General features: G+C 72.1%; 22 protein-coding genes and 1 pseudogene. 17 read left to right on the top strand and 6 right to left on the bottom strand.

Annotated features, from left to right (window positions below; genetic code table 11):
* Both AC07A4_RS37835 and AC07A4_RS37840 read right to left on the bottom strand, forming a co-directional pair.
* Positions 1-1,533 carry a sugar transferase gene (locus AC07A4_RS37835; protein WP_478608143.1) on the bottom strand — a complete coding sequence of 511 codons (1,533 nt, stop codon included), beginning with the start codon at positions 1,531-1,533 and terminating at the stop codon, positions 1-3.
* Positions 1,530-2,810 (bottom strand): glycosyltransferase, encoded by a 1,281-nt coding sequence (locus AC07A4_RS37840; RefSeq protein WP_478608145.1) that lies wholly within the window; start codon positions 2,808-2,810, stop codon positions 1,530-1,532. The genes AC07A4_RS37835 and AC07A4_RS37840 overlap by 4 nt, the downstream gene beginning before the upstream one ends.
* Before the next feature lie 941 nt (positions 2,811-3,751).
* Here AC07A4_RS37840 and AC07A4_RS37845 point away from each other — a divergent pair.
* The 8 genes from AC07A4_RS37845 to AC07A4_RS37880 all read left to right on the top strand — a co-directional run bounded on the left by AC07A4_RS37845 (position 3,752) and on the right by AC07A4_RS37880 (position 9,106).
* Positions 3,752-3,991, top strand: a complete 240-nt coding sequence (locus tag AC07A4_RS37845; protein WP_478608147.1) for a chaplin — start codon at positions 3,752-3,754, stop codon at positions 3,989-3,991.
* Between the two features lie 330 nt (positions 3,992-4,321).
* Entirely contained in the window at positions 4,322-5,062 is a 741-nt protein-coding gene (locus AC07A4_RS37850; RefSeq protein WP_478608149.1) for a hypothetical protein, read from the top strand.
* A gap of 336 nt (positions 5,063-5,398) precedes the next feature.
* Positions 5,399-5,677, top strand: coding sequence for a hypothetical protein (locus tag AC07A4_RS37855; RefSeq protein WP_478608152.1), 279 nt, complete (start codon positions 5,399-5,401; stop codon positions 5,675-5,677).
* 132 nt (positions 5,678-5,809) lie between these two features.
* Positions 5,810-6,049: a chaplin family protein gene (locus AC07A4_RS37860; protein ID WP_478608478.1), complete on the top strand. Its 240-nt coding sequence runs from the start codon at positions 5,810-5,812 to the stop codon at positions 6,047-6,049.
* A gap of 257 nt (positions 6,050-6,306) precedes the next feature.
* Complete coding sequence (locus AC07A4_RS37865; RefSeq protein ID WP_478608153.1) at positions 6,307-6,810, top strand: DUF5949 family protein; 504 nt, start codon at positions 6,307-6,309, stop codon at positions 6,808-6,810.
* 206 nt (positions 6,811-7,016) lie between these two features.
* The gene (locus AC07A4_RS37870; RefSeq protein WP_478608155.1) at positions 7,017-7,520 is read left to right on the top strand and encodes a hypothetical protein; all 504 of its coding nucleotides are present in this window, start codon (positions 7,017-7,019) and stop codon (positions 7,518-7,520) included.
* Positions 7,521-7,720: 200 nt separating this feature from the next.
* Positions 7,721-8,167 carry a tyrosinase family oxidase copper chaperone gene (locus AC07A4_RS37875; RefSeq protein ID WP_478608158.1) on the top strand — a complete coding sequence of 149 codons (447 nt, stop codon included), beginning with the start codon at positions 7,721-7,723 and terminating at the stop codon, positions 8,165-8,167.
* Between the two features lie 69 nt (positions 8,168-8,236).
* Positions 8,237-9,106, top strand: coding sequence for a tyrosinase family protein (locus AC07A4_RS37880; RefSeq protein ID WP_478608161.1), 870 nt, complete (start codon positions 8,237-8,239; stop codon positions 9,104-9,106).
* 134 nt (positions 9,107-9,240) lie between these two features.
* Here AC07A4_RS37880 and AC07A4_RS37885 read toward each other — a convergent pair whose 3' ends face one another.
* Complete coding sequence (locus AC07A4_RS37885; protein ID WP_478608164.1) at positions 9,241-9,504, bottom strand: chaplin; 264 nt, start codon at positions 9,502-9,504, stop codon at positions 9,241-9,243.
* 226 nt (positions 9,505-9,730) lie between these two features.
* Here AC07A4_RS37885 and AC07A4_RS37890 point away from each other — a divergent pair, with 226 nt between their 5' ends.
* Positions 9,731-10,015, top strand: coding sequence for a hypothetical protein (locus AC07A4_RS37890; RefSeq protein WP_478608166.1), 285 nt, complete (start codon positions 9,731-9,733; stop codon positions 10,013-10,015).
* 28 nt (positions 10,016-10,043) lie between these two features.
* Here the strand turns inward: AC07A4_RS37890 and AC07A4_RS37895 are convergent, their stop codons facing one another.
* Positions 10,044-10,808: a M23 family metallopeptidase gene (locus tag AC07A4_RS37895; protein WP_478608169.1), complete on the bottom strand. Its 765-nt coding sequence runs from the start codon at positions 10,806-10,808 to the stop codon at positions 10,044-10,046.
* 202 nt (positions 10,809-11,010) lie between these two features.
* Here AC07A4_RS37895 and AC07A4_RS37900 point away from each other — a divergent pair.
* The 4 genes and pseudogenes from AC07A4_RS37900 to AC07A4_RS37915 all read left to right on the top strand — a co-directional run.
* Positions 11,011-11,325: pseudogene (locus AC07A4_RS37900) on the top strand (chemotaxis protein CheB); the annotation flags it as partial.
* Positions 11,291-13,159, top strand: a complete 1,869-nt coding sequence (locus AC07A4_RS37905) for a CheR family methyltransferase (RefSeq protein ID WP_478608172.1) — start codon at positions 11,291-11,293, stop codon at positions 13,157-13,159. The pseudogene AC07A4_RS37900 and the gene AC07A4_RS37905, both read left to right, overlap by 35 nt.
* A gap of 155 nt (positions 13,160-13,314) precedes the next feature.
* Positions 13,315-14,166 carry a GAF domain-containing protein gene (locus AC07A4_RS37910; RefSeq protein ID WP_478608175.1) on the top strand — a complete coding sequence of 284 codons (852 nt, stop codon included), beginning with the start codon at positions 13,315-13,317 and terminating at the stop codon, positions 14,164-14,166.
* The gene (locus tag AC07A4_RS37915; protein ID WP_478608178.1) at positions 14,163-14,876 is read left to right on the top strand and encodes an ANTAR domain-containing protein; all 714 of its coding nucleotides are present in this window, start codon (positions 14,163-14,165) and stop codon (positions 14,874-14,876) included. Before AC07A4_RS37910 ends, AC07A4_RS37915 begins: the two co-directional genes overlap by 4 nt.
* Before the next feature lie 306 nt (positions 14,877-15,182).
* Here AC07A4_RS37915 and AC07A4_RS37920 read toward each other — a convergent pair whose 3' ends face one another.
* Positions 15,183-15,893 carry a DUF5324 family protein gene (locus tag AC07A4_RS37920; protein ID WP_478608181.1) on the bottom strand — a complete coding sequence of 237 codons (711 nt, stop codon included), beginning with the start codon at positions 15,891-15,893 and terminating at the stop codon, positions 15,183-15,185.
* A 330-nt stretch (positions 15,894-16,223) separates the two neighbouring features.
* Here AC07A4_RS37920 and AC07A4_RS37925 point away from each other — a divergent pair, with 330 nt between their 5' ends.
* Entirely contained in the window at positions 16,224-16,757 is a 534-nt protein-coding gene (locus tag AC07A4_RS37925) for a peptidylprolyl isomerase (protein ID WP_478608184.1), read from the top strand.
* A 173-nt stretch (positions 16,758-16,930) separates the two neighbouring features.
* A complete protein-coding gene (locus AC07A4_RS37930; RefSeq protein WP_478608187.1) occupies positions 16,931-17,824 on the top strand; it encodes a rhomboid family intramembrane serine protease in 894 nt (297 codons plus the stop codon).
* 316 nt (positions 17,825-18,140) lie between these two features.
* Here AC07A4_RS37930 and crgA read toward each other — a convergent pair whose 3' ends face one another.
* Complete coding sequence (crgA, locus tag AC07A4_RS37935) at positions 18,141-18,404, bottom strand: cell division protein CrgA (RefSeq protein WP_478608190.1); 264 nt, start codon at positions 18,402-18,404, stop codon at positions 18,141-18,143.
* Between the two features lie 149 nt (positions 18,405-18,553).
* On the opposite strand from crgA, the gene AC07A4_RS37940 reads away from it, so the two are divergent.
* On the top strand, positions 18,554-19,324 hold the full coding sequence (locus tag AC07A4_RS37940; protein ID WP_478608192.1) for a DUF881 domain-containing protein: 771 nt from the start codon (positions 18,554-18,556) through the stop codon (positions 19,322-19,324).
* 38 nt (positions 19,325-19,362) lie between these two features.
* Positions 19,363-20,058: a class E sortase gene (locus tag AC07A4_RS37945; RefSeq protein ID WP_478608195.1), complete on the top strand. Its 696-nt coding sequence runs from the start codon at positions 19,363-19,365 to the stop codon at positions 20,056-20,058.
* The last annotated feature ends 172 nt before the right edge of the window (positions 20,059-20,230 follow it).

The following is a 20,230-nucleotide window of genomic DNA, read 5'->3' on the forward strand; positions in this document are numbered from 1 at the left end:
TCAGCTCCCCGAGTGCCGCACGAGACAGCCCACCGTGCGCAGCAGGATGCACAGGTCCTGCCAGAAGGACCAGCTGTCGATGTACGCGTTGTCGAAGCGGCACCGGTCCTCGATCGAGGTGTCCCCGCGCAGGCCGTGGATCTGGGCGAGCCCGGTGATGCCCGTGGGCATCCGGTGACGGCGCGCGTAGTCCGGGTACTTCTGGCTGAACTGGGCCACGAAGTAAGGACGTTCGGGGCGCGGCCCGACCAGGCTCATGTCGCCCCGCAGCACGTTCCACAGCTGCGGCAGCTCGTCGAGGGAGGTGCGGCGCAGGAAGCGGCAGTACGCGCTCATCCGGTGCTCGTCGGCCACGGTCCACCGGGTCGCGGCCTCCCGGGGGTCGGCGGGCCGGTGGGTGCGGAACTTCAGCAGCGTGAAGGGGTGGCCGTCCTTGCCGACGCGCTCCTGGCGGAACACGATCCCGGGCCCTTCCAGGGCGCGCAGCAGCACCGCGCACACCAGGAGCACCGGCGCGGCGAGCACGAGCAGCACGCTGGACACCACGACGTCGAGGGCGCGCTTGCGCAGGCTGGTGCGCAGCCCGGCGGGCGGCAGCGGGCGGCACAGGAAACCGGCGACGTGCTGCTGCCGCCCGGCGGGCAGCACCGGGCCCTGCTCGACCTCCCACAGCTCGCAGCCGAGCGCGCGCAGCGCGGGCAGCCAGCGCTCGCGGGGGTCGGTGCGCCCGGTGACGACGAGCGCGGTGCGGACGTCGTTCTGGATGGCGGCGCGCTGGAGTTCGTCCACGGTGGAGAGCACCGGGAGGCCCGGCGTCGCGTCCTGGCCCGGGGAGGGCGCGAGGTCGGCGGGGTCGCCGACCACGCCGACGGGGCGCATCCCGCACTGGGGGTGGCGCAGCAGGGCCGTGGCCACCGCGCGGGCGCGGGGCCCGTGGCCGAGGACGAGGACGGGGCGCGGCCCGCGTGCGAGCGCCCTGCGCAGCGACCAGTACACCAGCGCCCGCCCGCCTGCCTGCAGCGCGCAGTGCACGGCGCACGCCGTCAGGAGCGGCACCGGCGCGGGGGACACGAGGGGCGCGAACGACGGCAGGACGGGCAGGCCGGGCAGGCCGGAGACCCCCGACAGCGCGGCCGCCGCCGTGGCCGTCACGCACCAGGCGACCGCGACGCGCCCGCACAGGGCGGGCAGTTCGTCGAGGACGCCGGGCAGCCGCAGCGGCCGGTAGAGGCCGCCGTGGGCGTGGAGCGCGACGACGGCGCAGACAAGGAGCACCAGCGTCGCGGTGGGCCAAGGGGCGGGCCGGTACGCGGACCAGGGGACCGTGTACGCGAGCGTGGCGAGCACCGTCGCGGTGCCGTCGGCCGCGAGCAGCGGCCACAGCGCCCGCCGCGGCCGTGCGGTCCTTCGGGCTCCCTGGCCGACGCGCGAGCCCCGCGCCTCCCGGGGTGCCACGACGACCGTCGCCGCGGCGTCCTGCTGTCCCTGTCTCGGCTTCCCCGACGAGGTGACGACGGTTCGTTCCGCACTCACGGCTTCCTGGACTCCCTGTCCTTGACTGCTGCCGGACGCGTGGCGGGTGCCGCGCCCAGCAGCTCGCGGTAGACCTCCGCGACCGCCGCGGCGGTGTGCCGCAGGTCGTGGTGGTCCTGTACGTGGCGGCGCGCCCGAGCGCCGAACCGGTCGCGCAGTGCCCGGTCCCCGAGGAGGGCGACCAGGGCGCGGGCCAGGGCCCCGGTGTCCTCCGGGGGCACCAGCGCGTGGGGCGCCAGGCCGGGCGGCAGGCTCTCGCGCGCGCCGTCCACTTCGGTGACGACGACGGGCCGCGCGCACGCCATGGCCTCCAGCGGGGCCAGCGCCATGCCCTCCCACCGGGACGGCAGGACGACCACGTCGGCCGCCCGGTACCAGGGCCCGGCGTCCGGGACGGCCCCGGCGAACAGCACGGAAGCGTCGGCCCGCGCGCGCAGCGCCCCGGCGTCGGGACCGTCGCCGACCAGGGCGAGGCGGGCGCCGGGCACGGCGGCGGCGACGGCGGGCCAGGCCCGCAGCAGGACGTCCTGTCCCTTCTGCCGGCACAGCCGTCCGACGCACACCACCAGCGGTGTCGACGCGTCCCGCACGTCCTCGGGCAGCGGAAGGGCGCCGCGGACCACACCGGTGTCGGCGAGCGGGAAGCGGTCGACGGCGACGCCGTTGGGCACGACGCGCGCCGTGCCGCCGACGCCCGCGCGCAGCCCGGTGCGCCGCTCGGCCTCGCTCACGCACACCAGCCGGTGCGTCCAGCGGGCGCCGTGCCGCTCCCAGGTCCGGGCGAGCGCCGCGGTCACCCCGCCGACGGCCTCGAACGACCAGGCGTGCGGCTGGAAGACGGTCGGTACGCGCCCGCGCACGGCGAGCCGCGCGGCGAGTCCCGCCTTGGCGCTGTGGGCGTGCACCAGGTCGGGGCGCACGGCGGCGACGACGCGGGCCAGGTCCCGGACCTCGGACCACAGGCCTGGGCCGGGGTCGCGGGTCGCGGCCCACGGGTGCGCGCGCCCGTGCCGGGCGGCGCCGTCGGCCAGCGCGCCGCCGGGGCAGGCGATGTGGACGTCCAGGCCCGCCGCGCTCTGGGCGGCGGCGAGGTCGAGGACCACGCGGGCCACGCCACCGTCCACGGGCTGGCTGACGTGCAGGACGCGGGCGGCGGGTACGGGCGGGACGTGCGGCGGGGAAGAGGTGGCCGGACTCTGCGGCCTGCCCGGCGGGGAAGGAGTCGCCGACGGCTGCGGCGGGCCCGGCGGAGAAGCGGCGGAAGACGGCTGCGGCATACGCGGTTCCTCGTGCTGTGTGCGCGGCAAGACGGGTTACCGCCACCCGCCGTCGGCCGGGCGGACGGCTTCCGCCCGGGCGCCCGCGGGGCGTGCCACCGCCGTCCGGGTGACCGCCCGGCGACAGGTGATCGCGGCGTCGGCGGCGCGTACGCCCTCGTCGCGGCGTACCGCGTGATACCTCTTTGCCAACCCGAAGCGCGCTTTCCCGCCACCCGGTGGCGCGGCCGACGCTGCCCGGGGCACCAGCGGCGACGCGGCGCACGGGAGCGGGAGGGCGAGGACGCGACGCGGGCCCGGGCAGTGGCGCATGACGGCGTTGGCCTTCCGGAGTGAGGAGCCACGGACTCGGGGAGCCGGGGCTCGGGCTGTCGAGGAGCTGAGGGGCCCCAGGGCGGAGGGGCTCAAGGGCTGACGGGGGCTGAGGGGCTCAAGGGGCTGAGAAACCGCGGGGGACCGGGCACCGAGCCACCGGGAACCGGGGAACTGAGGGGCCCGGGACCGGGAACTGAGGGACCGGGAGACGGAGACGCTGAGAGGCACGGAGAAAACGACGGATCGGACGAAGCATCGGCTGTCCGGGCAGATATGCACATTTGTGGCATGAGCACATCTATGGCTGAAATTCCTTCAAGAGGAAGCGCAACTGTAGCGGGCGCCGGGGACCTTCTCGGTGAGCCCGGCGCGTGTGTCGAACCTGTGAAGCGTGTGGTCAATTGCCGGAGCGGACGGGGCACATGGGCTTACGCCGCACGTGTGAGCCGGGGCGCACGGCAACACCGCGCCCGGCGCGTCACCGGAATGGCTCGCCCGATCCATCACCCGTCCGGGGCACAACCGACCGTCCGGTCACACCGTTGATCCACGCGCCGGGCATCCCGCACGGCACAGCCGCGCATCCCGCACGGCGCAAGCGTCATATGACCAAGGAGCAACTCTCCATGTCGCGTACCACCAAGGCCCTCGCTCTCTCCGCCGTGGCGGCCGCCGCCGTGGCCGGCGGTGCCGGTATCGCCACCGCCGACAGCGGCGCGCAGGGTGCGGCCACCAACTCCCCCGGTGTCGTCTCGGGCAACGTCATCCAGGTGCCGGTGCACGTCCCCGTCAACGTGTGTGGCAACACCATCAACGTGATCGGCCTGCTGAACCCGGCGTTCGGCAACACCTGCGTCAACGACTGATCAGACGCACCGATCGGGTACGGCCGCCCCGCGCTTCGCGGGGCGGCCGTTTTCCTGTGCGCGCCCCCTCATTCCTGTCAAGGCGCCCGCTCCTGACGCGCGCCCCCGCCCCCGGCGTGTCGCGCGCCGGGGCCGCCTACTCGAATGGCGGGTACGGACAAGCCTCCTGGCCCGTTTCGCGCTCCCTCTTCCGACCTGCGCAAACGTCCGAATACACGTGCGGCTGCCGCCAACGGGGCGGTGACGGCGCGCGTTCGCTCGGTTGCGGTGGGCTTTCGCCCCTTTCACGGTGATCACAAGACCTGACCGATCACCGAAAGGGAACGACTTATGCGCGCTCAACCCGCACGGCGAATCGCGACGACCACGCTCTGCGCGGCGCTTCTGCTCGGCACGGCCGGACCGGCCATAGCCATGCAGGCGGAGTCCCGACATGAAGCGCCCACCGCAGTGCGGGCGCCGGTCCCCGGAGCGGACGCGCTCCTCGGCCAGGTGAAGGCCCTGGGCGACCTCGGCGCTGTCCTCACTCCCGTGACCGACCTCCTGCAGGCGGCCCTCAAGGCCGAGAACGGCCAGCTGCCCGCCGCGGACGCCGCGAAGCTCGCCGACGCGGTCACGGCCGCGATCGCCAAGATCACCGCGGGAGCGCCGGTACCGCTGCCGGTCGCCCCGCCCGCCGCGCAGCCCGCCGCCCCCGAGGCCCCGGCCGCGCCCGCGGTGCCGGCGGCTCCGGCCGTGCCCGCCCTCCCGCAGCTCCCCGTCCCGCTGCCCAAGCTGCCGCTGGGCGGACCGCAGGCGGCGCAGGCTCCCCTCGACGTCAAGGACGACGCCCTGAAGGCGCTCCAGACCGCGGTGGACGCCCTGCTCAAGGCCGTCACGAGCGGCGACCCCACGCAGGTCATCCCCGCCGTCACCGGAGTCCTCACGGGCCTCGTCAACACGGTCGTCGCCACGGTGCTCAGCGGCGGCCTGCCGCTCCCGAACCTGCCCGGGCTGCCCGCGCTCCCCAAGCTGCCCCTGGACGGGCTGCCGAAGCTGCCGGTCCCGCTGCCACTGCCGATCGAGGAGTAGCGGGAAGCGCTCCCGCCGTACACGCTCCACCGCTCACGACCCGCCGTACCGGATTCCTTTCCGGTGCGGCGGGTTCGTCGTTGTGTGCCGTCGCCGCCCGGTCCCAGTAACCCGTCAACTGTTCGTCAACTCTCGCTGTGCGTACTCCAGTTGATATGAGAATGTGGCGCGCCCTTCCAACGAGTGGGTTCCGGGAAGTTTGAGTTCCAGGGGTTTCCGCGCCGAGTTCCGCTCGTTAGGTCACATGAGAGAGACAACAGGCAGTAATTGCCTGAACAGTGACGTCCATTGGTGACCCGTCCATCGGGGACAAGAGTTACCAGAGAAAGGAACACGATGAAGCCCCTGAAGGCTGCCGCTGTCCTCGCCGGATCGATGGCCATCGCCGGTGCCGCCGCGCCCGCGTTCGCCAACGACCTGGCGCCCACCAGCCTGAACGGCGGCCTGGACACGCTGCTCAGCCAGCCGGCGCTGGACGCGGCGCCGCTGAGCACCAACATGCTGGACACCGAGAACAAGAACTCGGTCGTCAACACGGTCAAGCAGGCCACGGACGGACTGAACGCCGGCGGCGGCCCGACGCAGCTCCTCGGCGGACTTCCGCTCGCCAAGTAGTTCGCCCGAATTCCCGTTTCCCTTCGAGTGGCCTGAGCCGAACGGGAAACCGAACCTGCTTGGGCGTGTTATTCCGGGAATCCCCCGGAATGCGCCCATAGGCTTCAGCTAAACCCAAGGGAAGGTTTGATGATGAACACTGCCAAGAAGGCCGCTCTCGCCCTCGCCGCCGCCGGTCTCGCCACGGGCGCCGCCGCCGGTTCCGCGTTCGCCGACGCCGACGCGATGGCCGACGCCGCGCACTCCCCGGGCGTCGGCTCGGGCAACGTGGGCCAGATCCCGGTGAACGTCCCGGTCAACGTCGTGGGCAACACCGCCAACCTCATCGGCGCGCTGAACCCGGCCTTCGGCAACAGCGGCGCCAACAACTGACGCTCACCCGCTGGGTTTTGCGGCGCGAAGCGGTACGTAGCAGTACTTAAAGGCCGGTCGGCGAGGCACTCGCGGACCGGCCTTTCGCCTGCCCGGGAACGGGAATTCACCACACCCGACCCCTGCGCGAAGAGCAGTTCGGGGAAATGCGACCGCGTATTCGACGGAGTCCCACCATCGTGTGATGCGGTACGCCCGCTCGGCCAGTCAGGTGACAAGCGTGAAAACCCCGTCGCGCGCGTCGCTACGGTTTCGCCATGACCACGAAACCGAGCGAGCAGCGCCCCTTCCAAGCGGCCGACATGGGCACCCTCGGTGTGATCGCCTGGAGTGGCGAACACCCCGAGGAGGAAAAGGACATGGCCTTTCTCCTGGCCTATTCCCTGGGGGACGCCGAGGGCGGCCCGGAGACCACGGCCGACGCCGTCGGCGCCCTCCTGCACAACGCGGGCCTGCCCGTCGGCGGTCCCGTACTCGACGGCGCGCGCAACCCGAGCCTGCCGGTGAGCCTGCTCGTCGAGGCCGGGCAGGCGGTCGTCAGCCTGCCCAGCGGCAAGGCCCAGTGCGTGGTCCCCCCGGAGTGGCTCGCGGCGGTGAACGACCGGGGGCACGCGTACTTCATCATGACCACGCGCGCGTGGCCGGAGGGGGCGCCGGGCTCCCCCGTGACGGAGGAGAACCTCAGGTCCTTCGCGGGCGCCGAGGAGACCCTGACCAACGCCACGCACTGCCTGCTCCCGGTGCAGCGGCTGCGCGGCTGACCAGCGGCGAACGCCCGGCTCCGACGGCGGGAGCCGGGCGTTCGCATGCCCGAAGCCGGACGTCCGGCCGGTCCGCTGATGGGACTTGTCGACTATGCGTTAAGGACAGCATTGGGTTGCTCGGGCGAATTCTGTGCTGGTGCGCGCGGCGGGCTCGTTGAGCCCATGCGAACCGAGTGGTCGCCGTGAGCGAAAGGAAACGAGCCATGAAGCACACCACGAGGGGGGCCGTCACCGCGGCCCTCGCCTGCGCCGCGGCAGCCTGCGCGGCGTCGACCGCCGCCGCGGACAGCGCCGCCGTGCCCGTGCCGCTCGACGGGGTCAAGCACTCCCTGGGCGTACAGACGCCCGAGATCAGCAGCACCCTGCCCGTGCCGCTGCCGGGCGGCGAGCTCGAGGGCCCGCGGTACGTGGAGGGCAAGCTGCTGCCCGAGCGCGTGGTGCCGCAGATCCCCGTCAGTAACGTCCTGCCGGACGTCGAGGCCAGCGCGCCCCTCACCGACGTGGTCGGCGAGGACAGCCTGAAGAGCGTCGACCTCGCCGCGCGCGGCTCCGAGCTGTACGCGCTCACGCCGGGCGCGTCGGCCGAGGCGCCGCTCGGCATGCCGGGCGCGGACGGCACCGCCCTGCCGCCGCTGACGCTCCCCGGCGCGGGCCTGCACCAGCCCCTGCTCAGCGCGGCGCCAGGGGCGGACCTCGGCCTCACCTGACCGTCGCGGGCCCCGCGGACCGAGGAGGGCTCGGCCCGAGGAGGCCGGGCCCGCGCCGCCCCGGGCCGTAACGGACCCGGGGGGTCACGGAGTTAGAGGTGCCGACAGAACATTGCCGTCGGGCCGTCAGGCCGTCAGATCGTCAGGCCGTGGGGTCCGGGGAAGCGGACCAGGCCGTGGAGCGCGGAAGAGGGAGCCACATGACAGCAGCGCCCGGTACGCCACTGATCCACCGCGTCGGGCGGCGGCACCTGCTGGGTGTCGCGGCCGTGGCCACGCTCGCCGCCGCCGGCGTGGTGCGCACCGCCCTGGCGCGGTCCGCGCCCCCGGACGAGGCGGGCGAGGGGCCGTTCGACGAGACGTACCGGGGCCGGCGCATCCAGGGCGATCCCGTCATCGGCGTACCCGGTGTACCCGGTGAACAGGGCGTACCCGGTGAACAGGGCGTACCCGGTGAACGCGGCGCGGGCGCGGCGCGGTGGCGGGTCACGGTCGACGGCAGACAGCTGGGCCTCATGCGCCGCGCCGACGGCAGCTACCTCAGCATGGTCGACCACTACGGCTCGTACGCCACCCCGCTCGCGGCGGCGCGCGGGGCCGTCGACGAACTCGGGGCGTCCGAGCGGCTCCGCGGCCACACCCACTGACGGGCCCCGACCGCACGCACTGACGGGCCCTGACCGCACGGGGCGCTTGGGATCGCAAAGGGGGCGCGCGTGGCCTACACACGCAAGAACCAGAACCGTCTCAGCCGGACCGAACGGCGCAGATTCGTTGACGCGGTGCTGCGCCTGAAGCGCACGGGTGAGTACGACGAATTCGTCCGCACACACATCGAGTTCTATGTCGCCGACGGCGAGAACAAGCTCCGCGTCGCCCATATGACGCCCACGTTCCTGCCCTGGCACCGGCGGTTCCTGCTCGACTTCGAGCGGGCCCTCCAGCGGATCGACCCCTCGGTCACGGTCCCGTACTGGGACTGGACGCACGACCGCACCCCGGCGGCGTCCCTGTGGGGCGAGGACTTCCTGGGCGGCGACGGGCGCCGGGGCGACCGGCAGGTGCGTACCGGACCGTTCGCGCACCGGGGCGGGCAGTGGCCGATCAAGGAGAGCGTCACCGAAGGCGAGTTCCTCACCCGCGCGTTCGGCAACCCCGCCAACCCGATCGAACTGCCCACGGCCGCCGACGTGGAGTGGGCGATGCGCGATCCGCGCTACGACGTGTCGCCGTGGGACTCGCGGTCGGCGGAGGGCTTCCGCAACAAGCTGGAGGGCTGGACGTCCGGCGTCGGCACGGCCAGGTGGCGCAACCACAACCGGGTGCACCGCTGGGTCGGCGGCCACATGCTCGGCGGCGGCTCCGTGAACGACCCCGTGTTCTGGCTGAACCACGCCTTCGTCGACCTGCTGTGGAGCCGCTGGGAGCGCACCCGGCGCCAGGGCGCGCGCTATCTGCCGCAGCGGCCTCCCGGGCTCGGCGAGGCGGGGCGCGGCCGCGTCGTCGCCCGGCACGAGCCGATGCCTCCGTGGCGGACCACGCCGGAGGAGATGCTGGACCACGAGGCGATCTATCGGTACGTCTGAAACGGTCCGTCGGTACGGCTAAAACGGTCCGTCGGTAGGCCTAAAACGGTCCATCGGTACGTCTGAACGGGGAAGCCCCCGGCGAGCACCGTCGCCGGGGGCTTCTCCTGCGGCTCGGGGGCCGCGGTGCGAGCTCAGTGGCCGTAGCCGGAGTCCCCGCCGTTGTTGACGCAGGTGTTGCCGAACGCCGGGTTCAGCAGACCGATGACGTCGATGGTGTTGCCACAGACGTTGACCGGCACGTGCACCGGGACCTGGATCAGGTTGCCCGAGAGGACACCGGGGGAGCCCTTGGCTTCGCCGTGCGCGTCGGCGTCAGCCATGGCGAGTCCGGCGCCACCCAGCACGACGGCACCCGCGCCGAGCGTGAGGGCGGCTGCCTTCGCGATGCGAGACATCACGTTCTCCTTCGATTTGGAAAGCACGGCCGCGTGGGTGTGGCCGCGCTCCCCTTTAACGCGCGCGTCTGACGCGAAGTAACGGCGTGAAATCGACGGTGATCTTTCCCGAATCGAACACGCGGGACGGCAGGTGCCGGTACGCGTGTAGGCCATTAGTGCCCGGGGTGGGCGGAATGCGGGGCGCTCCCGTGTCCCGCCGGAGGGCTCCGCCGTTGCTGAGGGCATGACTTCAGCACGACGAATTCTGGCCGCCGTCTCCCTCGCCGCGGGTGCGGCGGCGCTCGCGGCGCCCGCGGCCCACGCGTCCACCGGAGCCCAGGAGGGGGTGGCCGTCTCGCCGATGACCACGCTCGACACGCTGGGCCGCGCGCCGCTGCCCGAGTCGGAGCACGCCAAGGTGCCGACCGTGTCCAGCCAGCTCGGCGGGCTGCACCGGCTGAACGAGCTGCACCAGCTCACGGACCTGGTGCAGCCGGTGACCCAGCTCGTGCCCGCCGTGGAGACGTGAGCGGCGCTCTCCGCACACCTCAAGGCCCTCAGCGCACCAGCCGCACCCCGCGCCGGGCCAGGTACCTGACCGGGCTGATGTCCGAGCCGTAGCCGCGCCGGGCCCTGATCTCCAGGTGGAGATGGGGGCCCGTGGCGCGCCCCGTGCTGCCGCTGCTGCCGATCCGGGCGCCGGTGCGGATGCGCGCGCCCTGGCGGACGGAGATGCGGTTCAGGTGCGCGTACACCGCGTAGTGCCCGTCGGGCATCCGCACCGTGACCGCCTTGCCGTACGCGCCCGACCAGCGGGCCAGCACCACCACGCCCGAGCCGACCGCGTACACCGGCGTGCCGCGCGGCACGGCCAGGTCGATGCCGGTGTGGTGGCCCGCGAGCCAGTTGCCGCGGAGGCCGTAGCGGGCGCTGACGCGGAAGCGGCGGCGCAGGGGGCGGGTGAAGCGGCGCGCGGGCGCGAGCAGCGCGCGGTCCTCGGGCACCGCCGCGTCGGCCGCCGCGAGATCGTTCTCGAAGCCGGGGTCGTACTCGCTGACGCAGTCGCCGTGCAGGTCGTCGTACGGATCGTCGTGAGCGTCGTCGTACGGACCGTCCTGACGGTCGTCGTACGGGTCGAGGACGTCGTCGGCGGTGGGGTCGGTGCCGGTGGTGCCAGTGGTCCCAGTGGCGTCGGTGGTGTCGTCGGCCGGTGGGGTTCCCGCCATGCCGAGTGCTCCTGAGGCGAGCAGGATCACGCCGATCCCCAGTGCGTCGCGCCGTGTGCTGCCCGCTGTTTGCGGGCTGTCTATGTGGTAGCCCATGGCTGCAAGGACAACGGCGGTGGCGGGGCGGCGCACGCCCGGTTGCGCCACCTGGCGTAACGCGCCGGGGGGCGCGAGCGCCCGTGGTGGAGCACCTGTCACGTCCCCGCAGGTTCGTTGGGCTCTTCCCCGTGACGGCTCATCAGCCCGCTCCCGCGGCTGACCAGGATGACTCCTACGAGGTAGTGGCCATCGCTTCGTACGGCCCTCGGCGGATCTGCTCTTCGAGTCGGTGGCCGGTGCGTACGGACCCCGGTCGATCGCCGTCGTCCTGACCGGGTCCGGAGTCGACGGGGCGAGAGGCGTGGCGGCGGTCGCGTCGTGCGGCGGCACCGTGATCGCGCAGGACCCGGAATCGGCGGAGTTTCCGAGCATGCCCAAGGCGGCACTGGGTACGGGCGCAGTGGACTTCGTGCTACCGCTGGAGGAGATCGCCGCGGTCATCCGCGGACTCGTCGAGGCCAAGAGGCAATCAAGAGGCAATGATGGGCGAAACGCGGGATTCGGAGACCGATGAGGAGCTGGAGGAGCTCCTAGGTTTCCTCAGGGACGCCCGAGGCTTCGACTTCACGGGGTACAAGCGCTCGTCGCTGGGGCGCCGCATCCGCAAGCGCATGTCCGACGTCGACGCGGCGTCGTACGCGGACTACCGCGACCGCCTGGAGACCAGCGCGGAGGAATTCGGCGCCCTCTTCAACACCATCCTCATCAACGTGACCTCGACCTTCCGCGATCCGGACGCGTGGACGTTCCTCCAGCGCGAGGTCGTTCCCGAGGTGCTCGCCGAGGCCGGGCCCGATGAGGAGATCCGGGTGTGGAGCGCGGGCTGCTCCAGCGGCGAGGAGGCGTACTCGCTCGCCATCATGTTCGCCGAAGTGCTCGGCCTGGAGGAGACCCTCAGCCGCGTCAAGATCTACGGCACGGACGTCGACGAGGAGGCGCTGCGCGACGCCCGTTCCGCGCTGTACCCCGCGAAGGCGCTGGAGGCGCTGCCGACCGCGCTGCGGGACACGTACTTCGAGCTGAACGGCGCGCGGTACGGCTTCCGGACCGATCTGCGCCGCCGGGTGATCTTCGGGCGGCACGACGTGACCCGGGACGCGCCCATCTCCCGGCTCGACCTCCTGGTCTGCCGCAACACCTTGATGTACTTCAACGTCGAGGCGCAGACGCAGATCGTCGACCGGTTCCACTTCGCGCTGCGCGAGGGCGGCTTCCTCTTCCTCGGCAAGGCCGAGATGCTCCTGAACGACGCCGACCGCTTCCAGGTCGTCAGCATGCGCCAGCGCGTCTTCCGGCGCCGCCCGGGGGATTCCGGACCGCCCTACTCACCGGCCCCGCTGAAGATCAGGACCGGCACGGGCGGCGAACCCCGGTCACTGGCCCGCAGCCGGCAGCTGCGCGACCTCATCCTCGACGCCATCCCGGTCCCGGCCGTCGCCGTGGACACGGAGGGTGTCGTCGTCATGATCAACAGCCAGGCGCGGATGCAGTTCGGCCTCACCACCAACGACTGCGCGCGCCCCTTCCAGGACCTGGAGATCTCCTACTGTCCCGTCGAGCTGCGCTCACTGATCGAGCAGGCCACGCATGAGCGCAGGACGATGCGGGTCCACCGCGTCGAACGGCACGTCGGCGAGGAGGTCCAGTACGTCGGCATCCTGATCCAGCCGCTCACGGGCGACAACGGCCTGCCCGCGGGCACCCTCATCAGCTTCACCGACGTCACCGTCCCCACCCAGCTCAAGTCGGAGATCAAACGCGTCCGCGAGGACCTGGAGACGGCGTACGGGGAACTCCAGTCCACGAACGAGGAGCTGGAGACCACCAATGAGGAACTCCAGTCCAGCATCGAGGAACTGGAGACGACGAACGAGGAACTCCAGTCCACGAACGAGGAGCTGGAGACCACCAACAAGGAAATCCAGTCCGGCAACGAGGAACTGGAGACCATGAACGAGGAGATGCGCATCCGCTCCGAGGAGCTGGACGAGGCGCGCGCGTTCCTGGAAGGCGTGATGAGCAGCATCGCGGCCGGTGTGGTCGTCCTGGACACGGACACGAAGGTCAAGAGCTGGAACCGGGGCGCGGCCGAGCTGTGGGGGCTGCGCGTGGACGAGGTCCGCGACGAGCTGTTCTTCGGGCTCGACTTCGGCCTGCCGACGGAGGAGCTGCGCCCCGTGGTCCAGAAGTGCCTGGACACCCGCAAGCGCACCGGCCCGGTCGCGGTGTCCGCGGTGAACCGCATCGGCCGCCCCATCCTGTGCAACGTGGTCTGCTCCCCGTTCGACGGGCACAACGGCGGCGTCGTGGTCCTGATGGAGGAAGCCCACGAGGCGTCCCTGGTGTGACCGGTTCGCGTCGCACCGCTGCGGTAGGCGACACCGCGCGTACGGCGGGCCGCGCGGGGCATCGCCTCGCCCCGTAAGGGGAGACTCACCCGGAGATGTGCGGGAACGTCTGAAACGGCGTCCCCCGCTCCCGCGTATCGGCGTACGCTGCGACCATGACTCCGGGCTATGGCTCTGCCGGCCAGGCGGCGGCAGCATGGCGCCGAGCGGCGGCGGCGCGTGTGCGCGCCCTGCGCGCGGATGAAGCCGCCGAGAAGCACGAGAGGCGGGCGGCCCACTCGGACAGGGAGCTGCACCAGGAACTCGCCGTGGCGCTGCGCGCGTCGGCGAGCTGTCACCGTTCGTCGGCGCGTCTGCAAGAGGCGTTCGCCCAGCGCGTCGAGGGGTGGCGGAGGGGCCGCGGAGTGCGGCCGCAGTTCATGACCGGAGTCGCCGAGGCCTGCGGCACGAACAGCGTGGCGCTCACCCTCGTCGGCGCCGACCAGAGCCAGTTGGCCGTCGCCGCGTCGAACCCGGCGGCGCGCGCCGCGCAGGACCTGGAGTTCATGCTCGGCGAAGGGCCCACCAAGGACGCGACCCGGGCCAACGGCCTGGTCTTCGCGACGAGCGAGAGCGCTGAGGAGCGCTGGCCCTGCTACGGCCCCGCCCTCACCGCGCTCGGCATCCGCGAGGTGGCCGCCATTCCGCTGGACTCCACCGCGCACTGCTTCGGGGCGCTCGCGGTGTTCGACCCGCGCCCCGGCCTCATCGGTACGTCGGCGTTCCTGGAGATCGTCGCGGGCCTTGCCCACACGGTGCTGCTCGGCCCGGAGCTGTACGGCGGCACCGACCACCGCGACGTGGTGCAGCAGGCCGCGGGCATGGTGTCCGTCCAGGCGGACTGCCGTGTCGACGACGCGCTGGCGCTGATCAAGGCGCGGGCGTTCAGCAGGGGCGAGCCGCTGGAGGCGCTCGCCCTGGAGATCGTGTCCGGTGGCATGAAGCTCACTCCTGGGGAGCCGTCATGACGTCGCGGCAGCGCTTCGCCGATGTCTTCGTGGAACTAGCGGGCGGTGCCCCTGGGCAGCGGGTCGACCCGCCCGCGCTGATGGAGGTGCTCGCGGTCCGCAGCAGGGAACTGCTCGGCGCCCGCGCCTGCGCGGTGCTGTGCGCCTCGCCGGACAGCGACACGGCGCTGGTGTACGCGTCCGAGGAAGCCGCCCGCGACCTCGTGCACGGCGCGCTCCTCAGGGATGAGGGGCCAGGACCGCACTGCCGCGAGACCGGCCGCCCCGTGCCGCGCACCGACCTGAACAGCCCGGTGGCCCAGCTCCGCTGGCCGCGCTACGTGCCCCGCGCGCTGGCCAGCGGCTACACCCAGGTCGCGGTCCGGCCGCTGCGGGGGCGCGAGCGGACGGTGGGCGCGCTCGTGGTGTTCGGCTCCGCCGATGCGCCGCTCACCGACGAGGCCCTCGTACTCGGCCAGTCCCTCGCGGACATCGTCGCCAGGGTGCTGCTGCGCGAGGACGAACTGCGCGAGAGCCGCACCCTGGCCGACCAGCTCCAGACCGCCCTGACCAGCAGGCTCGCGATCGAACAGGCCAAGGGCATCCTCGCGGCCCGCAGATCACTCTCCCTCGACGAAGCCTTCGCCGTACTCCGCGGCTACGCCCGCTCCCACCAGCGGAAACTGGCGGGAGTCGCACAGGATGTGGTGGAGGGGCGGCTGGATCCCTGAGGGGTGCGGGGCGCGCTGGATCCCCGAGGGGTGAGGGGCGCGCTGGATCCCCGAGGGGTGCGGGGGCGCGGTTGAGCGCCCTGAAGGGGCGTGGGCACGTGGGCCGAGCGCCCCGAAACAGGCGCGGGCGTGAGCGCCCCGAAGGGGCGCGGGGAACTGCGCGACCAGCCACGACGGCGCCGCAGCAAAGAACACACGCGAGGGGGGCGGGAGGCGCAAACCTCCCACCCCATCAGCGGCCCGGCAGGGCAGAGGCCCCGGCAGGGCGGCCCCGCCAGGCGGCCCAGGCGGACGAGGCCCGCCCCCTCAGGGGCGCTCGTCAGCCTCGGCTTCGGCCTCCGCCTGCTTCGCCCGCACCTCCGGGTCAAGCGCTGCCTGCCCACTCCCGTCCACCGAGGCCAGGGGCGCCCGATCGGGCACCTCCGTGGCCGCGGGCGGCTCCACGAGCCACTCCGGGTTGGCCTGCTTGTCCCACCACTTCCACGCGGCGAACGCGGCGGCGCCGAGCACACCGAGGACGGCGAGCCGCTTGGCGAGGCGCCCGCGCTGGGCCCGGCGTTCCTGCCTGCGGCCGAGCCGCTGGATCTCCTCCGGCGTCACCTGGCCGCGCAGCGCGGCGAGCGCGGCCGCGCCCCGGGCGGCGGCCTGCTCGCGGACGGGCCCGGCCACGGCCACCGCGTGCTCGATGCGGGGCTTCGAGAAGTCGGCGGCGTGCCGGGCGGCCCGCCGCGTGCGCGCGGCCGCCTCCTGCGCCGCGTGGTCCACCCGCGGCGGCACATGGCCGCGGGCCTGCTCCATCCGCGGCGCGACATGCGTGCCGTACTGGGAACGGGCCTGGTCCGCGGCCGTGTGCGCCGCGTGCGACACCCGGGGAGCGAGGCGCACCCGGGCCTCCTGTGCCAGGTGGGCGGCCCGGTCCTTGGCCTCCTCGGCGTAAGGCGCCACCGCGTCCGCGGCGTGCCGCACGCTTTCCTTCGCCGAGTCGGCCGCGGCACGCACGCTGTCTTTGCGGGTCACGGGATCCTCCTCCTTGGTGGCGTTATAGGTATGTCACCTTTCCACCCTTTACGGGATCATGCCTGTCGGACGGAACCGGGGCATGCGCACGAGAGCATCCGGGGCATCACCGAGGGCGCACGCCCTCGAATCGAGGCGCTGAAGCCGGTCGATTCGGTACGAGTGAGGCTGCGAGTGGGGCTACAAGTGGGGCTACGTGTCGGGCTACGAGTGGGGCTCGTCGACGACGATGCCACGGATCCCGTCGACGCGCGCCCACTCGGCGGCTACTCGTCCCAATCCGGTCCGTGCGAGGATCGGAGGGTCACAGAGGACGACGGAAGGCAGATCGTGGCTGAGCAGCTTTACGCCACTCTCAAGACCAACCAGGGCGACATCGAGATCCGGCTCCTGCCGAACCACGCGCCCACGACGGTCAAGAACTTTGTTGAGCTCGCCAAGGGCGAGCGGGAGTGGACTCACCCCGCGACCGGCGAGAAGTCCACGGACAAGCTGTATGACGGCACGGTCTTCCACCGGGTGATCAGCGGCTTCATGATCCAGGGCGGCGACCCGCTGGGCAACGGCACCGGCGGTCCGGGCTACGAGTTCAAGGACGAGTTCCACCCGGACCTCGCCTTCACCAAGCCCTACCTGCTGGCCATGGCCAACGCGGGCCCCGGCACCAACGGCTCGCAGTTCTTCATCACGGTCTCCCCGACCGCGTGGCTGACCGGCAAGCACACCATCTTCGGCGAGGTCACCAACGACGCCGGCAAGAAGGTCGTGGACGCCATCGCGGGCACCCAGACCAACCCGCGCACGGACCGTCCGGTCAACGACGTCGTGATCGAGTCCGTCGTCGTGGAGACGCGCGAGGGCTGAGCTCCGAGCGCTGCCGCGCCCGGGCCCGCCCCGTGGGCGGACCCGAGGGGGAACGCGCGCGGAAGCCCGTGAGGGAACAAAACCGCCCCGCCCATCCGTCAAGGAGGGCGGGGCGGCGCGTTGACGCGGCGCGCGCCGAGTGCCGCCTTCGTACGGAGATTGAGGGGACCGTGATGGACCAGGCGCCAGGCAGCCCGCAGGGCCCGCAGGACGCGCAGAGCACGCCGCGCTGCTACCGCCACCCGGAGCGCGAGACGGGCATCAGCTGCACCCGCTGCGAGCGCCCCATCTGCCCGGAGTGCATGATCAGCGCCTCGGTGGGCTTCCAGTGCCCCGAGTGCGTCCGCGACGGATCCGGTACGGGGCACGCCCCGGCGGCCAGCCAGCCGCGCACGCTGGCGGGCGGCACCCTCACCGCGGACCCGCGCCTGCTCACGAAGATCATCCTGGCGCTCAACGTCATGGTGTTCGTCGCGATCCGCATGGACGAGAGCATCGCCGGTGACCTGTTCCTCATCGGCCGCTGGCCCCCGTATCCGTACGAGGCGCTGGAGGGCGTCGCCGACGGCCAGGTGTACCGCCTGCTCACGGCCACGTTCGCGCACCAGGAGATCTGGCACATCGCGTTCAACATGCTGGGCCTGTGGTGGCTCGGCGGCCCCCTGGAAGCGGCGCTCGGCCGAGCCCGCTTCCTGGCCCTTTATCTGCTGTCCGCGCTCGCGGGCAGCGCCCTGACCTACGCGGCGGAGAGCCCCAGCGAGGCCTCCCTCGGCGCGTCCGGCGCGATCTTCGGCCTGCTCGGCGCGACGGCGGTCCTGATGCGCCGCCTCAACTACGACATGCGCCCGGTGATCGCGCTCCTCGCGCTGAACCTGCTGTTCACGTTCACCTGGCACGGCATCGCCTGGCAGGCCCACGTCGGCGGCCTCGTCGCCGGTGTCGCCATCGCCTACGGCATGGTGCACGCGCCGCGCGAGCGCCGGAGCCTGGTGCAGTGGGGCACGTGCGCCCTGGTGTTCGCGGCGATCGTGGTCACCGTGGTCGTCCGGACCGCGCAGATCGCCTGAGCCACCGGCCGGGCGCACAAGGCCGGGGGTACGAGGCCGGGCGCACGAGACCAGGGGTACGCGGACTCTCCACCGCGTACCCCTTGGTTGTCCACAGTCTGTGCCCGATCTTGTGCACGAAGTGGGGAACGCCTGTTCCGTCGCTCGCCGATCCGGGTTTTCCCAGGCGGGGCAAGGGGTGAACGGGTCGGCCCCGTTGGACCGACCGGTCACACCGGCGTCAACCTCCGGAGAGTTATCCACAGATCTTCAGACCTTTCCCCAGGTCTGTGGATGGCGCTGCTCGCGCTGTGGATAACTCAGGCCACGGCTTGCGTTACTTCCACTGAGTGGATACGCCGAAGCCCGCCGCGATGAAGCCGAAGCCGACCACGATGTTCCAGTTCCCCAGGGGGTCGATCGGCAGTTTGCCGTCCGTGACGTAGAAGACGACGATCCACGCCAGGCCGATCAGGAACATCGCCAGCATCACGGGGGCGACCCAGCTTCGGCTGGTCAGCTTGATGTTCGTAGCCTTCTTGGCCGACGACGGCGGCGTGTAGTCGTCTGCTGCCTTCTTGCGGATACGTGACTTCGGCACGAGGGTCTCTCCTGTCGATGCGCTGCGTGGCCGCGCAGGTAACTGGGTCCGACGCCGGGGCTGACGCTACGGCGCTACGGTGCGCTAAGTCTTCCCCCGGGCGTCCGTTAGCGTAGTGCTTCCGCGGCGGTGAAGGAGATAAGGGTACGTTGAGCAATTCTGCCGACTTCCCCACGGGTGGGGCCCGACGCCGCCGCTGGCGCCCGGTGCGGGTGCTCACCGCCGGTGTCTTCGCGCTCGCCGGGCTGCTCTTCATGACCAGCTTCAACACGGCCAAGGGCACCAACATCCGCACCGACGCCTCCCTCCTGAAGCTCTCCGACCTCATCCAGGAACGCAGCCGCAAGAACAAGGACCTCGACCAGTCCAACGGCTCGCTGCGCGGCGACGTCGAGTCCCTCGCCCGCCGCGACAGCCCCGGCACCAAGGCCGACGCCGCCCGGCTCGGGGCCCTGGAGCGCAACGCGGGCACCAAGAAGCTCAGCGGCGACGCCGTCACCGTCACGCTCACCGACGCCCCGCCGAACGCCACCGCCAAGCTGCCCGGCTACCCCGAGCCGCAGCCCAACGACCTGGTCATCCACCAGCAGGACCTCCAGGCCGTGGTCAACGCCCTGTGGCAGGGCGGCGCCGAGGGCATCAAGGTCATGGACCAGCGCCTGATCTCCACCAGCGCCGTGCGCTGCGTCGGCAACACCCTGATCCTCCAGGGCCGCGTCTACTCGCCGCCGTACAAGGTGACCGCCGTCGGCGACCCCGACAAGCTCAGGCGGGCCCTCGCCGCCTCCCCCGAGATCCAGAACTACATGCTGTACGTCAACGCCTACGGGCTCGGCTGGAAAGTCGACGACGACGGGGCGGTGACTCTTCCCGGCTACTCGGGCACAGTGAACCTCCACTACGCCAAGCCCGTGCAGTAGCCATGGAGTAACCGTGGCGCGAGCCGCTGGGGGAGCCCGTGTCGGTACGCGTGATCGTCAGGACGTTCAGCGAACTGTGCGTCACCGTCGGCACGGTCATCGTGCTCTTCGTGGTGTACGTGCTGTTCTGGACCGGCGTGAAGGCCGACCGCGCCATGGACCAGCAGATCGACCGCCTCCAGGACCGGTGGGCCGAGCAGTCCCTGGCCAGGAGCGGGGACGGCGACGCGGCCCCGCTCCTGGCGGTGGAGACCGGGCCCTACGAAGACGGCGAGCCCTTCGCCGTCATGTACATCCCCCGCTTTGGTTTCACGTGGAACAAGCCCGTGCTCCAGGGCACCGCCACCGACACCCTGAAGAAGGGGCTCGGCCACTACGCCCGCACCGCCGCCCTCGGCCAGAAGGGCAACTTCGCCGTCGCGGGCCACCGCCGCACCTACGGCGACCCCTTCAAGGACTTCCCCGAGCTGCGCCCCGGCGACGCCGTTGTCCTCACCGACGGCACGGTCTGGTACACGTACCGCATCACCACAAAGCCCTACAGAACGCTCCCCAGTGACACCGGCGTCATCGACCCCGTGCCGCGCGCGTCGGGCTTCAGGGGGCCCGGCCGCTATCTCACCCTCACCACCTGTGAGCCGGAGTGGGGCCACAGCCACCGGCTGATCGCCTGGGCCCGTCTGGACGCCACCAAGCCCGTGGAGGCAGGCAAGCCCGAGGCACTGCGCCGTTAGTCTGGTGCGGTACGGCGGCGGCTGGTGCGAGGGAGCCGGGTGGCCGTCTGGCGACGAAAGGGACGGCATGTACGGCTGGATCTGGCGGCATCTGCCGGGGAACGCATGGGTGAGGGCACTGATTTCCCTGGTGCTGGTCCTCGCCGTGGTCTATGTGCTGTTCCAGTACGTG

The sequence above is a fragment of the Streptomyces sp. NPDC043996 genome (assembly GCF_056435225.1).